Raw genomic sequence first — 15,199 nt, 5'->3', positions numbered from 1 at the left:
CCTTCGTGCTGCGCCCCCGGCGCTCAGGCGCCCCCGGCACCCACTCGCCCCAACGCCCGCGAGCCCTCAGCGCCCCGCGCTCACCTCCACACCCATCACGTCCCGGGCGTGCCGCTTCGGGACCATGCCGAGGCGCCAGGCCTGCCAGCCCGCCTCGAGGTCCGCGCCGCGCTCCAGGAGGAGCTGGTAGGCCTCCACGTAGTCGTCGAGCTTGCCGTCCCGGCCGGCGTGGGTGGTGCGGGCGAGCTGGGACAGCTCCTCCTGCGCCACGGCCGTGCCGATCTCCGAACCGCCCGGTGACGCGTACGGCAGCAGCGTGCAGCGCAGGAAGTTCGCCCAGTCCTCGCCGCGGCGGTCGCCGTACGACGCGAACAGCGCCGCCGCCTCTTCGCACAGGGTCAGGGCCTGGGCCGCGCGCCCGTTGCCCGCGTCCACCACCGCCAGTTCCAGGCAGGTCCACCCCTCGCCGTGCGCGACGCCGATGCGCTGGAAGTCGGCGCGGGCGTCGACCAGGAGCTGACGCGCGAAGCCGGAGTTACGCAGCGAGCCGGTCTGTGCGGCGCGCTGGTCACGCGTGACGCGGGCCGAGTGATGGCGGGCGCAGGCGAGCCCGTACACGTCGCGCATCCGCGAGAACATCGTGCGGGAGCGCTCCAGCTCGCGTACCGCCTGGTCGAGGTTGCCGCTCTCCTCCAGGGCCTGGCCCAGGTAGTAGAGCGTCCAGGCCTCGCCGCGCGCGTCCTCGTTGTCGCGGTGGCGCGAGGTGGCCTGGCGCAGTCCGTCGACGGCCGCCGACGCGTCGCCGTCCACCAGGCGCGCCCGCGCCAGCTGGGTGAGCGCCCATGCCTCGCCCCGGCTGTCGCGCGTACGGCTGTACAGGTCGAGGGCGGTGCGCAGCTCGCGCTCCGCGCCCGGTACGTCGCCCATCCGCAGGCACAGCTGCCCCAGCTGGAAGTGCGCCCACGCCTCGCCGTGCACGGACTCGTTCTCGCGGTGCAGGGCCAGCGCCGCGGTCAGCAGGTCGAGCGCCTCCTTCACATGGGCCCGGTCGCGCTCCACCGCGGCGAGCGCGTGCAGCGTCCAGCCCCGGTCGCCCGACGTCTCGTCCGTGATCTGCAGGTCGAGGGCCTCGCGGAGCTTCGCCGCCGCCTCCTTGAGCTGGCCCTGGTGGTGCAGCGTGATGCCCAGCGAGCACAGGGCGCGCGCCGCGCCCGCGTTGTGGTGCGCCTCGAAGTACAGGTCCACCACGGACGCCAGCGTCGTACGCGCCTTGTCGAGCTCGCCGAGCTGGCGCGCGGCGATACCCGTGCGCCACTGGACCGAGCGCACGAGAAGCCCCTGGTCGACGGCCTGGGTGAGCTCGCTGATCTCGCCGAGGCGGTAGAGGTCGCCGCGCAGCAGGCAGTAGTCGCACAGGGCGCCGAGCAGATTGAGCACGGCCGCCTGGTCGACGCCCTCAGCGCCCCGCAGCGTCGCCGTGATGAAGCTGGACTCGTCGTCGAGCCAGCGCAGCGCGGCGTCCAGCGAGGTGAAGCCGTGCGGGCCGATCTGGCCGGCACGCGTCGACATCTTGCCGTCGACGAGCCGGATCACCGAGTCCGCGAGCTCCGCGTAGTTCTGGATGAGGCGTTCCTGCGCGGCCGTCCGCTCGCCCGGCTCCTCCTCGTCGAGGAGACGGGCCTGCGCGAAGGAGCGGACGAGGTCGTGCAGCCGGTACCGGCTGCCCCGCACGTGGTCGATCAGCCCCGCCCGTGACAGCGCCGTCAGATGGCGGGTGGCCTCAGACTCGTCCGTCGAGAGGAGCGCGGCCGCCGCGGCCGCGCCGAGCGAGGCCCGCCCGGCGAGCGCGAGCCGGCGCAGCAGCCGCCGGGCCGCATCGGACTGGTCGGTGTAGCGCAGCCACAGCACCCGCTCGACCGGCTCCACGGGCCCGTACGCACCCAGGTCGGACGCCAGTGCGCGGGTCGTGCGCGGCCCGATCGCGGAGCCCGCGATGCGCAGCGCCAGCGGCAGACCGCCGCACAACTCCCTTACGGTGTCGGACGATTCGGAGTCGTAGGGCCCCGACGCGTCCTCCGCGGACTCACGAAGGAGTTCCTCCGAGCCCGCCGCGTCCAGCGCGTCCACCGGCACCTGGTGCACCCACGCCGGGACGTCCGCGGGCAGGTCGAGCGGCTTGCGCGCCGTCACAAGGACGAGGCTGTCGGACCGCTCGGGGATCAGCGTGCGCACCTGCTCCGCGTCGCTCGCGTCGTCCAGGACGATCGTGACCGGAAGCCCCGTCAGATGCTGGTGGTACAGCTCGCTCAGGCGGCGCACCTGCTGCTCCTGCGAGGAACGCTCCCGGAAGAGCAGCTGCTCGCGCGGCGCGCCGAGCCGGTTCAGCAGATGGAGCAGCGCGTCCCGCGTCGACAACGGGGCCTCGGGCGCGTCGCCCCGCAGGTCCACCACGCACGCGCCGCGGAACTGGTCGCGCAGCTCGTGCGCCGCCCGCACCGCGAGCGTCGTACGGCCCGAGCCCGGCGCGCCGTGCAGCACGACGACGGTGGGCCGGGTCTCGGTGCTCGCGCGGGCCGCGTGCACCCACTGCGCGATCCGTTGCATCTGCGCCCTACGGCCGGCGAACGGGCCCTCCATCTCCGGCAGTTGACCGAAGGACTGCTCCAGGACATTGCGCCGCCTGGCCGCCGCGCTCTTGTCGGTACGGCGCAGCTGCGGCGTCGGCTTCTTCGCGCCGGTCCCCGCGGTGGCGGCGAGGACGCGCTGCTGGTCGAGGAACGGCCGGATCCCCCGCACGTCGAGCGCCGTCAGCCACTGCAGTCTCAGCTGTTCGGGCCCGCCGGGCTGGCTCCTCGCCCCGGCGCGGCGGCTCGCGGCGGGCACATGGGAGGCCGTCACCTTCGCGACGGTCGTGGCGGCGCCCACCACGGCGACGGCCGCGCCCGCCCCGACCGCGGTCCCCACCCCCGTACCGAGCACCAGGTCGGCCAGACAGGCGCCGACCGCGGCAACGGACGTGACCAGCAAGGGAGTCGACCCGCGCTCCTGGGCGAAGCGCTGCCCGAACGACATCTGCCCGGCCTCGGCCTCGTCCAGGGCATGGGTGAACTGCGTGTACTCCTCGGCGGCGGTCTCCGCCATGGCGTCGAGCGCACCACGCGCACGCGACAGCAGTACCCCGCCGTCCGTGCGCCCACCCGAACGCCGTACTTCCTCCTCCACGGCCCGGGCCAACAGCCCCTCGGCTTCCGCCCGATGGCTGTCTCGCATCTCAGGTCCCCCTCCGGCGGCAACGATTCCGCGTCAAGTGTGCTGCGTATGGGGTCACGGCGCGAGGGGCCCGGGATCAAAGGGCTGATCGATGACCTACGTGCGCGAGGATGGGGCGCATGCCGAACCGACTGGCCCATGAGACGTCCCCCTACCTCCTCCAGCACGCCGACAACCCCGTCGACTGGTGGCCGTGGTCGGCCGACGCCTTCGAGGAGGCGCGGCGGCGCGGGGTCCCGGTGCTGCTCAGTGTCGGGTACTCCAGTTGCCACTGGTGCCACGTCATGGCGCACGAGTCCTTCGAGGACGAGGCGACCGCCGCCCTCATGAACGACCGCTTCGTCAACATCAAGGTCGACCGGGAGGAGCGCCCCGACGTCGACGCCGTCTACATGGAGGCCGTGCAGGCCGCCACCGGACAGGGCGGCTGGCCCATGACCGTGTTCCTCACGCCCGAGGCCGAGCCGTTCTACTTCGGCACCTACTTCCCGCCCGAGCCCCGGCACGGAATGGCGTCCTTCCCGCAGATCCTGGAAGGCGTGGCGCAGGCGTGGGCGGAGCGCAAGGACGAGGTCGCCGAGGTCGCCGCGAAGATCGTGGGCGATCTGGCCGGACGCGAGATGCCGTACGGGGACACGCAGGTCCCCGGGGAGGGCGAGCTCGCGCAGGCGCTGCTCGGCCTGACCCGCGAGTACGACGCGGCGAACGGCGGGTTCGGAGGCGCACCCAAGTTCCCGCCGTCGATGGTGATCGAGTTCCTGCTGCGCCACTACGCCCGCACCGGCGCCGAGGGCGCGCTCCAGATGGCCGACGACACCTGCGAACGGATGGCGCGCGGCGGGATCTACGACCAGCTCGGCGGCGGCTTCGCGCGCTACTCCGTCGACCGCGAGTGGGTCGTGCCCCACTTCGAGAAGATGCTCTATGACAACGCGCTGCTGTGCCGCGCGTACGCGCATCTGTGGCGGGCCACCGGTTCGGAGACGGCCAGGCGGGTCGCGCTGGAGACCGCGGACTTCATGGTGCGGGAGCTGCGGACGAACGAGGGCGGGTTCGCGTCCGCGCTGGACGCGGACAGCGAGGACGCCGAGGGGCGCCATGTCGAGGGCGCGTACTACGTGTGGACGCCCGAGCAGCTGCGCGAGGTGCTCGGGGACGCGGACGCCGAGCTGGCCGCCCAGTACTTCGGCGTGACGCAGCAGGGCACCTTCGAGGAGGGCGCATCGGTCCTCCAACTTCCGCAGCAGAAAGCCGAGTTCGACGCCGCACGGATCGAGGACGTGCGGCGCAGGCTGCTCGCGGCGCGCGCCGAGCGGCCGGCACCCGGGCGGGACGACAAGATCGTCGCCGCGTGGAACGGCCTGGCGATCGCCGCGCTCGCGGAGACCGGCGCGTACTTCGACCGGCCGGACCTGGTGCAGGCAGCGCTCGCCGCCGCCGATCTGCTCGTACGGCTCCACATGGACGCACGGGCGCGCATCGCCCGTACCAGCAAGGACGGCCGGGCCGGCGCGAACGCCGGGGTCCTCGAGGACTACGCGGATGTCGCCGAGGGCTTCCTCACGCTGGCGTCCGTGACCGGCGAGGGGGTCTGGCTGGAGTTCGCCGGGTTCCTCCTCGACCACGTCCTCGACCAGTTCACCGACGCGGAGTCCGGCGCGCTGTACGACACGGCGGCCGACGCGGAGCAGCTGATCCGCAGGCCGCAGGACCCGACCGACAACGCCACGCCCTCGGGCTGGAGCGCGGCGTCCGGCGCGCTGCTCTCGTACGCGGCGCAGACCGGTTCGGAGCCCCACCGCACCGCCGCCGAGCGGGCGTTGGGCGTCGTGCGTGCGCTCGGGCCGCGCGCGCCGCGCTTCATCGGGCACGGGCTCGCGGTCGCGGAGGCGCTGCTCGACGGGCCGAAGGAGGTCGCCGTCGTCGGCGAGATCGGCGGTGAACTCCACCGCACGGCGCTGCTCGGCACGGCGCCCGGCGCGGTCGTCGCGGCGGGCCGGCCGGGCTCCGGCGAACTGCCGTTGCTGGCGGACCGGCCGCTCGTCGACGGCCGCCCGGCCGCGTACGTGTGCCGCAACTTCACCTGTGACGCCCCCGTCACCGACGCCCAGCAGCTCGCGGTGAAGCTGCAGGACTGAAGCGAGCCGGACGCCGTCGGACCCCGCGAGCCCGGCCTGATCCGAACGAGAGGCGCTAGAGGCCGTTCCTGAACGTCTCCAGCGTGCGGTCCATCAGGTCGCGCAGCTCTTCCCGGTGGCCGTGCTCGGCCCAGTACAGGGTGGTCTCCATGAGCGCGCCGACCAGCGCCATCGCGTAGACGCGGACCTCGAGGCCGTCGGCGTCGCGGCCGGTGCGCTCGCCGATCACCCGGCACAGCAGCTGCCCGGTGACGGACATGGACTCCATCATCCGGGAGCGCACCGCGGGCACCTCGACCTGGAGCCTGGTCCGCAGCCGTGATACCTCGGGATCGTCGTCGAACCCGAGGTGCACGGCCTGCGCGATCACGTGTTTCAGCGAGTCGATGATCGACTCGCCCGAGGGCCGCGCCCGCAGCTCGGCCTCCAGGACCGCGTCGTACTCGTCCGTGAGGACGATGTCCTCCTTGGTCGGGAAGTACCGGAACACGGTGGACGGCGACACCTCGGCGGCCTCGGCGATCTGCTCGACCGTCGTCGCGTCGTACCCCTGCTCGGTGATCAGGCGGTACGTCGCGTCCCTGATCGCGACCCGGGTCTTGAGCTTCTTGCGTTCGCGTAGGCCCATCCCGGGGCGGTCGGCGGCGGGGGTGGAACGTGCGGAGGCGGCCATGGGGCTCATTCTCGGGCATCACCGGGGGCCGGGGCCACGCCGGCGGACGGCGCGGTACGGGGGAGCAGGGCGGCCGCGAGCAGGGCGGTGACCAGCGACGCGACTCCCACGACGAGCAGCACCACGTTCATCCCGTGGAGGTACGCGGTGTTCGCCGACGAGGCGAGGGCGTGGTCCCCGAGCTTCGTGGCCACCGCGTGGGCGGCCATCACGGAGTCCTGGGCGGTGTCCGCGGCGGGACCGGGCAGGCCGGCGGTGTCGAGGCGGCTGCCGTAGGCCCCGGCGAGGAGCGCGCCGAGCAGGGCGATACCGAGCGCGCCGCCCACCTGCCGCACCGTCATCAGGAGGCCCGAGCCGCTGCCCGCCCGGTCCGCGGGCAGCGCCGACAGTGCGGCGCCCATCGCGGGGACGAGCGCGAAGGAGAAACCGACCCCGGCGATGCCCAGCCACAGCGCGGTGAACCCGTACCCGGAGTCGGCGGTGGTGCGGCTGCCGAGGAACGCGGCGAAGGCCAGGACCGTGAGCGCCGCGCTGATCACCGCAGGCGGCCCGAACCTGGTGACCAAGGGCTGCGCGCACTTCGCGGCCACCAGCATCCCGGCCATCATCGGCAGCAGCCGTACGCCGGTGCCGAGCGCGTCGTTGCCGAGGACGGCCTGGAGGTACTGCGGCAGCACGAACATCAGGCCCGACAGGACGAACATGCCGAGGGTGGCCGCGAGCGTGTTGAGCAGGAAGCCGCGGCGGGCCAGCAGGGTGAGGTCGAGGAGCGGCCGCTCGCTGCGCCGCTCGCGCAGGACGAGGGCGGTGACCAGGGCGACGGAGGCCGCGAACAGGACCAGCACCACCGGATCGGTCCAGCCGCGGTGCGGCGCCTCGATGATCGCGTAGATCAGGGCGCCGAGGCCGGCTGCGGTGAGTGCGGTGGAGACGGCGTCGACCCGCGGTGAGGCGGGGTCGCAGGTCTCCGGCAGCAGGAACAGGCAGGCCGTGATGCCGATGGCGACCATCGGGACGTTGACCAGGAAGACCGAGCCCCACCAGAAGTGGTCGAGGAGCCAGCCGCCGAGGATCGGGCCGAGCGGCATGCCGACCGCCGAGGCCGCGGAGATGATGCCGACGGCCTTGGTGCGCTCGTCGGGGGCGAAGAGTGAGGGCAGCACGGACAGGGCGAGGGGCATGACGAGCGCGGCGCCGACACCCATCAGCGCGCGGGCGCCGATCACCCAGCCGACGTCGCCCGCGAGCGCCCCCACGAGCGAGCCCGCGAGGAAGACGCCGAGTCCGGCGATGAGCATCCGGCGCCGCCCGAACCGGTCGCCGAGCAGCCCGGCCGGAAGCATCAGGGCGGCGAAGACGACGACGTACGAGTCCGCCATCCACTGCTGCTGACCGGTGTCCGCGCCGAGGTCGGCGGCCATGGTCGGCAGCGCCACGTTGAGGATCGTCATGTCGAAGCCGAGCACGAGCATGCTCGCGACCAGGGCGCCGAGCGCCCACCAGCGGCGCGGGTCGCGCTGCGCGCTGTCCTGCGGTGAGTCCTGCTTGGTGACAGTAGCCATGAAATGAGAGTAACTCTCAAAAGGTGGACACTGTCAATCTATGGATCCGGACACAAGGGCCCTGGGCCCGGGCGCAAGGGTCCGGGCACAAAAAAATGGCCGCGGCTCGGAAGCCGCGGCCAGGAGGGGTGAAGGGCGAGGTCAGGCGTGCTGGTACGCCACCAGTGAGATGCCGACGTAGTGCACGACGAACGCCGCGAGCGTGAGCGAGTGGAAGACCTCGTGGAAGCCGAACCAGCGCGGCGACGGGTTCGGGCGCTTGATCCCGTAGATCACGCCGCCCGCGCTGTAGAGCAGCCCGCCGACGACCACGCAGACGAGGACGGCCACGCCGCCCGCGTGCAGGAAGTCGGGCAGGAAGAAGACGGCCGCCCAGCCCATCGCGATGTAGCACGGGGTGTAGAGCCAGCGCGGGGCGCCGACCCAGAAGACGCGGAAGACGATGCCGGCCGTGGCCGCGGCCCAGATGCCCCACATCAGCCACTGGCCCTTGGCCTCGGGGAGCAGCAGCATCGTGAGCGGGGTGTAGGTGCCCGCGATGATCAGGAAGATGTTCGCGTGGTCGAGCCGGCGCAGTACGCCGTCGGCGCGCGGGCCCCAGTTGCCCCGGTGGTAGAGCGCGCTCACGCCGAAGAGCAGGCAGGCTGTCAGGACGTAGATCCCGCAGGCGATCCGGCCGCGGGTCGAGTCCGCGAGGGCGGTCAGCACCAGGCCGGAGATGACGACCGCGGGGAACATTCCCGCGTGCAGCCAGCCGCGCAGCCGTGGTTTCACCGGAACGGACTCTGTCGCGGTCACTTCGGATGGCGTGGCGGCAGTCATGACCCGCATCGTACCTACGGGGCCGTAAGTGACGAATACGAGTGACGATCAGTGACGCAAACGAGTGGTGATCCTCACGTCGCTCAGGTGTGGGGCCCTCTGGACATATGCGCGCCCGCGTCGGATGATCATATGAGTGCGGTCGGCACCGGATGAGCGCCAGAGGGATCAACACGTGAAGCATCCGGGTCGCAGCCCCCAAGGGGCAACAACACAAAAACCCCTCATTTAGGAGCAATCGTGGCGCGCGACATCGCGGCTCCCGTTTCTTTGGGCACTGTCCCCACCAAGCACCAGGAACTGATCTCGTGGGTCAACGAGATCGCCGAACTGACGCAGCCGGCCCGTGTGGTCTGGTGCGACGGGTCCGAGGCCGAGTACGAGCGCCTCGCCGAGGAACTGGTCGACAAGGGAACGTTCAAGAAGCTCGACCCGATCAAGCGCCCGAACTCGTACTACGCCGCCTCCGACCCGACCGACGTCGCACGCGTCGAGGACCGGACGTTCATCTGCTCCGAGAAGGAGCAGGACGCCGGCCCCACCAACCACTGGAAAGCCCCCGCGGAGATGCGCGCCATCTTTACGGGAGAAGGAAACAGTTTCCAGGGCGACGACGGCGAGGGCGGCAACGGCGGCATCTTCCGCGGCTCGATGAAGGGCCGGACGATGTACGTCGTCCCGTTCTGCATGGGCCCGCTCGGCTCGGAGCTCTCCGCCATCGGCGTCGAGATCACCGACTCCGCGTACGTCGCCGTCTCCATGCGCACCATGACGCGCATGGGGCAGCCCGTCCTGGACGAGCTCGGCACCGACGGCTTCTTCGTGAAGGCCGTCCACACCCTGGGCGCGCCGCTGGAGGAGGGCCAGCAGGACGTGCCGTGGCCCTGCAACCCCACGAAGTACATCTCGCACTTCCCGGAGACCCGTGAGATCTGGTCCTACGGCTCCGGCTACGGCGGCAACGCCCTGCTCGGCAAGAAGTGCTACGCCCTGCGCATCGCGTCCGTCATGGCGCGCGACGAGGGCTGGCTCGCCGAGCACATGCTCATCCTCAAGCTGACCCCGCCGCAGGGTGAGTCGAAGTACGTCGCCGCGGCCTTCCCGAGCGCCTGCGGCAAGACCAACCTCGCCATGCTGGAGCCCACGATCTCCGGCTGGACCGTCGAGACCATCGGTGACGACATCGCCTGGATGCGGTTCGGCGAGGACGGCCGCCTCTACGCGATCAACCCCGAGGCCGGCTTCTTCGGTGTCGCGCCCGGCACCGGCGAGCACACCAACGCCAACGCCATGAAGACGCTGTGGGGCAACTCCGTCTTCACGAACGTCGCGCTCACCGACGACAACGACATCTGGTGGGAGGGCATGACGGAGGAGACTCCCGCCCACCTCACCGACTGGAAGGGCAACGACTGGACCCCCGAGTCCGGCGTCCCTGCGGCCCACCCGAACGCGCGCTTCACCACCCCCGCCTCGCAGTGCCCGATCATCGCGCCGGAGTGGGAGGACCCGAAGGGCGTGCCGATCTCGGCGATCCTCTTCGGCGGCCGCCGCGCCTCCGCCGTACCGCTGGTGACCGAGTCCTTCGACTGGAACCACGGCGTGTTCCTCGGCGCGAACGTCGCCTCCGAGAAGACCGCCGCCGCCGAGGGCAAGGTCGGCGAGCTGCGCCGCGACCCCTTCGCGATGCTCCCGTTTTGCGGCTACAACATGGGCGACTACATGGCCCACTGGGTCGACGTGGCCAAGGACAAGGACCAGTCCAAGCTGCCGAAGATCTACTACGTGAACTGGTTCCGCAAGAACGACGCGGGCAAGTTCGTGTGGCCCGGCTTCGGCGAGAACAGCCGTGTCCTGAAGTGGATCGTCGAGCGCCTTGAGGGCAAGGCCGAGGGCGTCGAGTCGCCGATCGGCATCCTGCCGACGCGTGACTCCCTCGACACGGACGGCCTCGAACTGGCCGACTCCGACCTCGACTTCCTGCTGACGGTCGACAAGGAGGTGTGGCGCGACGAGGCCTCCCTGGTCCCCGAGCACCTCAACACCTTCGGCGACCACACGCCGAAGGAGCTGTGGGACGAGTACCGGGCCCTGGTGAAGCGCCTGGGCTGACGCCCCTCGGAGCAGTGCATGTGACAGGGCCCCACACAACGGCGTGTGGGGCCCTGTCACGTGCCTCGCCGTCCGTTCGTCGGGCCTCGCGCTCAGCCCGGACGGCTCCCGGCTGTATGTCGGTGAGCGGGACAGCGCCGAGACGTACGACACCTCGAACTACGCGCTCACCGCGACCACTTACGCCTACGAGGAGACCTGCTGATACAGGCAGCCGACCGGCGGACGCCACGACGCCCCTGGAGTTCGCCTTCGAGGGCCCGCTCGACGGCTCGCGGGTTGTGCCGCGCGGTCTGGACCGGTCGCAGGACGGCTTGCGCCTCTTCGCCGTGACCAGCCGCGGCGAACACGAACGGCGGCACCGAGTGCTGGCTGCACATCATCCAGCCGCCGGCCGCGCAGTACGACTCCCGGTTCACGGGCGGGCTCACCAGCACGCCGAGCCAGGCCGTCGTCGGGGAGCCCGTGGGGGTCCGGCGCGCGCCGGGCGCCGGATCCCTCACCCACGTGGGTACTTTGCTGCACCCGGTGAGCGCAAGACCGCTCGTGGCGGGCGGGCTTGTGTGTGAGGGGCGGGAGGCTGTCGCCCATGTTCACGCCTCAGGTGCGATCGGTCGCACCTCGTTCGAGATCGCTCACCCGTCCTGCGCGATCAGGGTGGCGCCGAAGCCCCGCACGGGGCCACCGGTCCCTCACGGCCCGGGCCGGGACCGTGGCAGCCACTGTCCTCGCACTCGTCCTGGCCCTGTCCGGCGCGGCGGTCGCCGCCCCCGGCGACCTGGACCCCGGCTTCGGCAGCGGCGGCAGGGTCCTCACCGATCTCGGCGGCACCGACTACGCCAACGACGTGGCGGCGCAGTCCGACGGCAAGATCGTCTCCGTCGGCGCTTCCGTCGACAACTCCGGCGTGGAGAGCGACTTCGCGCTGACCCGCCACAACGCCGATGGCACCCCGGACACCAGCTTCGGCGGCGACGGCAAGGTGACGACCGCGATCAACAACATGATCCCGTCCGACGAGCTCCAGTGGAGCGAGGCCCACGCCGTGGCGCTGCAGTCCGACGGCAAGATCGTGGTGGCGGGCGGCAGTTGGCGAGGGTACGAGAACTGCTGCTGGTTCGTGGTGGCCCGGTACAACGGCGACGGCTCGCTGGACACGAGTTTCGGCGGCGGCGACGGCAGGGTGTTCACCGACTTCGGTCAACCCGAAGAGGCCATGGATGTCGCTGTTGAGCCCGTCACCGGCAAGATCGTCGCCGCCGGCTATGTCGGTGGCCAGGCCGCGGTGGCCCGCTACAACCCCGACGGCACCCCGGACACGACCTTCAGTGGTGACGGCATGGTGACCACCAATCCGGCAGGGCCGTCCCCGCAGGAAGGCGGCGACGCGCGGGCCCTGGTCCTGCAACCCGACGGAAAGATCGTCGTCGGGGGCGAGGTCGGGACGACCCGCTTCGACTTCGCGCTGATCCGCTACAACCACGACGGCAGCCTCGACACCGGGTTCGGCAGCAACGGCATCCAGCGCACCGACTTCGGAGACTACGACTCCGCGGAGTCGCTGGCGGTCCAGTCCGACGGCAAGATCGTCGCGGCCGGCGCGAGCGGCGGCCGGTTCGCATTGGCCCGCTACACCGCCAACGGCACCCCGGACACCAGCTTCCACGGCAACGGCCTGGTGGTCACCCCCGGTGGCGGCGCCGAGGACTTGAAGCTGCAGAGCGACGGGCGGATCGTCGTCGCGGGCGGCAACGGGCCCGGCGGCGACTTCGCGGTCCTGCGCTACAACACCGACGGCAGCCTGGACAGTGGCTTCGGCGCCGGCGGCAAGACGATCACGGACTTCGGCGGCGCCGACATCGCGCACGGCGTGGCGCTCCAGCCCGGCGGAGCGATCGTCGCCGCCGGCCAGGGCGGGCCGAACACCGACTTCGCCCTGGCCCGCTACCAGGGTGGCGGCGGCGCCCCTCCGCCCGCGCTCACCGCCGACCTCTCGGTCACCAAGACGGGGCCGTCCTCCGTCACCCTGGGCGACCGGGCCACTTACACCGTGCGCGTGACCAACGCCGGCACCTCCACCGCGTCCGCCACCGGAGTCGCACTGAGCGACACGCTCTCCGGAGCCGGTGCGACCCTGGTGTCGGCCACGACCGCGCAGGGCAGCTGCACCACCACCGCCACCAGTGCCACCTGCTCCCTGAACACGCTGGCCCCGGGCGCGAGCGCCACGGTCACGGTGGTCGCCGAACCCCGGACCACCGGCACGCTCAGGAACACCGCCACGGCCCGTGCCAATGAGACCGACTCTGCGACGGGCAACAACACGGCCACGGCGACGAGCACCGTCAGCAACTCCCGGGGCTGCACCATCGTCGGCACCAGCGGGGCCGACACTCTCAGCGGCACGTCGGGCCGCGACGTGATCTGCGGCCTGGGAGGCAACGACACCATCAGCGCGAGCGGCGGCTCCGACCTCGTCTACGGCGACTACGGCAACGACAACATCGACGGCGGCTCCGGCGACGACACCCTGTACGGCGGCGCCGGAAACGACACCGTGTACGGCAACTACGGCTACGACCGGATCGTCACCACCGACAGCGTGTCCGGCAACGACACGGCCAACGGTGGCCCCAACTACGACAACTGCAGCACCGACCCGGGTGACACGCGCATCAGTTGCCCCTGAGCGTCAGCCCAGTGGAGTTCGGCCGGCTTCCCGGGTGCGGGGGGCCGGCCTTTCCCTTGCTCCCGTCCCGGGATCGGCGGGGTTGTCGGCCGGAACCGATGCAGTGGGGCGCCCGGTCCGCGCGTCGCGAGGATGCACGCGGACCGGGGCCGTTCGAGGGAACCTGCAGGGGTCAGCGGGCCGTGCTGAGGTGCTTCGGCTCGGCCGGCGCGACGGTGTGGGCGTCCATGCGCTCGGCCGCGAGGATGGCGACGGAGGTGTCCGCCCGGGAGGCGGCGACGACGAGGGCGCGGCCCGCGAGCGCGTGGGCCCGCGAGTGCAGAGCCTCGGGCGCGCAGACCGCGGACGGCGTCGCCCGCAGGGGCGTGCATCCGCCGCGGAGCCGGGCCACCTGTGCGGCGAGGCGCTCGGCCGCCGTGTCCAGGTCGGTGGACGGGGTCAGGGCGCGCAGCTCGTCCGTGACGGCGAGCAGGGCGGCCAGGTGCCCCGCGAGCTGGATGTCGAGCTCCTCCTCGCGGGAGCGGTGCGGGAAGTCACCCGGGTCGGCCATGGCATGGACCGACTTGGTGCGGATCGGCTCGTACATGGGATGGCCTCCAGGCGGGTAGCTTGAAGACCATCCTAGCTTAGATTCAGTCTAAAGTTGAGTCTTGTCCCTGAGAGGGAGCTCGGGCGGTCCTCAGGGCTGGCCGTAGCCGTCCAGGAAGCGGCCGATACGGGTCACGGCCTCCGTGAGCTGGCCGACCGTCGGCAGCGTGACCACCCGGAAGTGATCCGGCTCCGGCCAGTTGAACCCCGTACCGTGCACGACCATGATCTTCTCGGCGCGCAGCAGGTCGAGGACCATCTGCCGGTCGTCCTTGACCTTGAACACCTTCGGGTCGAGCCGCGGGAAGAGGTACAGCGCGCCCTTCGGCTTCACACACGTCACGCCCGGGATCTGCGTCAGCAGCTCGTACGCGGTGTCCCGCTGCTCCTTCAGGCGGCCGCCCGGCAGCACCAGGTCGTTGATCGTCTGGCGTCCGCTGAGCGCCGCGACGACGCCGTGCTGGCCCGGCATGTTCGCGCACAGTCGCATGTTCGCCAGGATCGTGAGGCCCTCGATGTACGAGTCGGCGTGCGCGCGCGGCCCGGAGATCGCCATCCAGCCCACGCGGTAACCGGCCACCCGGTACGCCTTCGACATGCCGTTGAAGGTGAGGGTCAGCAGGTCGGGGGCGATGGCGGCGGTCGGCGTGTGCGTCGCGCCGTCGTAGAGGATCTTGTCGTAGATCTCGTCCGAGCAGACCAGGAGGTTGTGGCGGCGGGCGATGTCGGTCAGGCCGCGCAGCATGTCGTCGCTGTAGACGGCACCCGTCGGGTTGTTCGGGTTGATGATCACGATCGCCTTGGTGCGGTCGGTGACCTTCCGCTCCACGTCGGCGAGATCGGGCATCCAGTCGGACTGCTCGTCGCAGCGGTAGTGCACGGCCGTGCCGCCGGAGAGGGAGACCGCTGCCGTCCACAGGGGGTAGTCCGGCGCCGGGACGAGGACCTCGTCCCCGTCGTCGAGGAGCCCCTGCATCGCCATGACGATCAGCTCGGAGACGCCGTTGCCGATGAAGACGTTCTCGACGTCCGTCTCCACGCCCAGGGTCTGGTAGTGCATCATCACCGCGCGGCGGGCCGCGAGCAGGCCCTTCGCGTCCCCGTAGCCGTGCGCGTCGCCGAGGTTGCGGAGCATGTCCTCGAGGATCTCGGGCGGGCACTCGAAACCGAACGCGGCCGGGTTGCCGGTGTTGAGCTTGAGGATGCGGTGGCCTGCTGCCTCCAGACGCATCGCCTCCTCGAGCACCGGGCCCCGGATCTCGTAACAGACGTTGGAGAGCTTGGTCGACTGGATCACCTGCATATCCGTGAGCTTACGGCCGGGTATCGCGGGGCGCTCCGTGTT

At 71.4% G+C, this 15,199-nt stretch carries 10 protein-coding genes; 4 read left to right on the top strand and 6 right to left on the bottom strand.

The window, feature by feature from the left end; genetic code table 11:
* Nucleotides 1-66 precede the first annotated feature (66 nt).
* A complete protein-coding gene (locus tag OHA58_RS12775) occupies nt 67-3,270 on the bottom strand; it encodes a tetratricopeptide repeat protein (protein ID WP_405478809.1) in 3,204 nt (1,067 codons plus the stop codon).
* A 119-nt stretch (nt 3,271-3,389) separates the two neighbouring features.
* Between OHA58_RS12775 and OHA58_RS12770 the strand changes: the two genes are divergently transcribed.
* Complete coding sequence (locus OHA58_RS12770; protein ID WP_405478808.1) at nt 3,390-5,408, top strand: thioredoxin domain-containing protein; 2,019 nt, start codon at nt 3,390-3,392, stop codon at nt 5,406-5,408.
* Between the two features lie 55 nt (nt 5,409-5,463).
* Here the strand turns inward: OHA58_RS12770 and OHA58_RS12765 are convergent, their stop codons facing one another.
* The 3 genes from OHA58_RS12765 to OHA58_RS12755 form a co-directional block, all read right to left on the bottom strand.
* A complete protein-coding gene (locus OHA58_RS12765; RefSeq protein ID WP_405478807.1) occupies nt 5,464-6,090 on the bottom strand; it encodes a TetR/AcrR family transcriptional regulator in 627 nt (208 codons plus the stop codon).
* Nucleotides 6,087-7,643, bottom strand: coding sequence for a DHA2 family efflux MFS transporter permease subunit (locus OHA58_RS12760; RefSeq protein WP_405478806.1), 1,557 nt, complete (start codon nt 7,641-7,643; stop codon nt 6,087-6,089). Before OHA58_RS12760 ends, OHA58_RS12765 begins: the two co-directional genes overlap by 4 nt.
* 141 nt (nt 7,644-7,784) lie before the next feature.
* Nucleotides 7,785-8,465, bottom strand: a complete 681-nt coding sequence (locus OHA58_RS12755; RefSeq protein WP_405478805.1) for a hemolysin III family protein — start codon at nt 8,463-8,465, stop codon at nt 7,785-7,787.
* A gap of 240 nt (nt 8,466-8,705) precedes the next feature.
* Between OHA58_RS12755 and OHA58_RS12750 the strand changes: the two genes are divergently transcribed.
* The 3 genes from OHA58_RS12750 to OHA58_RS12740 all read left to right on the top strand — a co-directional run bounded on the left by OHA58_RS12750 (nt 8,706) and on the right by OHA58_RS12740 (nt 13,266).
* On the top strand, nt 8,706-10,577 hold the full coding sequence (locus OHA58_RS12750; protein WP_405478804.1) for a phosphoenolpyruvate carboxykinase (GTP): 1,872 nt from the start codon (nt 8,706-8,708) through the stop codon (nt 10,575-10,577).
* 43 nt (nt 10,578-10,620) lie between these two features.
* Complete coding sequence (locus OHA58_RS12745) at nt 10,621-10,782, top strand: hypothetical protein (RefSeq protein ID WP_405478803.1); 162 nt, start codon at nt 10,621-10,623, stop codon at nt 10,780-10,782.
* A gap of 507 nt (nt 10,783-11,289) precedes the next feature.
* On the top strand, nt 11,290-13,266 hold the full coding sequence (locus OHA58_RS12740; protein ID WP_405478802.1) for a calcium-binding protein: 1,977 nt from the start codon (nt 11,290-11,292) through the stop codon (nt 13,264-13,266).
* 172 nt (nt 13,267-13,438) lie between these two features.
* On the opposite strand, the gene OHA58_RS12735 is transcribed toward OHA58_RS12740, so the two are convergent.
* Both OHA58_RS12735 and OHA58_RS12730 read right to left on the bottom strand, forming a co-directional pair.
* Nucleotides 13,439-13,852 (bottom strand): hypothetical protein, encoded by a 414-nt coding sequence (locus OHA58_RS12735; RefSeq protein WP_405478801.1) that lies wholly within the window; start codon nt 13,850-13,852, stop codon nt 13,439-13,441.
* A gap of 93 nt (nt 13,853-13,945) precedes the next feature.
* Nucleotides 13,946-15,157 carry a pyridoxal phosphate-dependent aminotransferase gene (locus tag OHA58_RS12730; protein ID WP_405478800.1) on the bottom strand — a complete coding sequence of 404 codons (1,212 nt, stop codon included), beginning with the start codon at nt 15,155-15,157 and terminating at the stop codon, nt 13,946-13,948.
* Between the last annotated feature and the right edge of the window lie 42 nt (nt 15,158-15,199).

Origin of the sequence: Streptomyces sp. NBC_00009 (genome assembly GCF_045040855.1) — a bacterium.
Lineage (GTDB): Bacteria > Actinomycetota > Actinomycetes > Streptomycetales > Streptomycetaceae > Streptomyces > Streptomyces aureus.
The sequence above is the reverse complement of the archived record's forward strand: the minus strand, read 5'-3'. Positions and strand labels throughout refer to the sequence as shown.

Coding starts and splice junctions, on each gene's coding strand:
- OHA58_RS12775 (WP_405478809.1), bottom strand. CDS start 3,270: ATGCGAGACAGCCATCGGGCGGAAGCCGAGGGGCTGTTGGCCCGGGCC.
- OHA58_RS12770 (WP_405478808.1), top strand. CDS start 3,390: ATGCCGAACCGACTGGCCCATGAGACGTCCCCCTACCTCCTCCAGCAC.
- OHA58_RS12765 (WP_405478807.1), bottom strand. CDS start 6,090: ATGAGCCCCATGGCCGCCTCCGCACGTTCCACCCCCGCCGCCGACCGC.
- OHA58_RS12760 (WP_405478806.1), bottom strand. CDS start 7,643: ATGGCTACTGTCACCAAGCAGGACTCACCGCAGGACAGCGCGCAGCGC.
- OHA58_RS12755 (WP_405478805.1), bottom strand. CDS start 8,465: ATGACTGCCGCCACGCCATCCGAAGTGACCGCGACAGAGTCCGTTCCG.
- OHA58_RS12735 (WP_405478801.1), bottom strand. CDS start 13,852: ATGTACGAGCCGATCCGCACCAAGTCGGTCCATGCCATGGCCGACCCG.
- OHA58_RS12730 (WP_405478800.1), bottom strand. CDS start 15,157: ATGCAGGTGATCCAGTCGACCAAGCTCTCCAACGTCTGTTACGAGATC.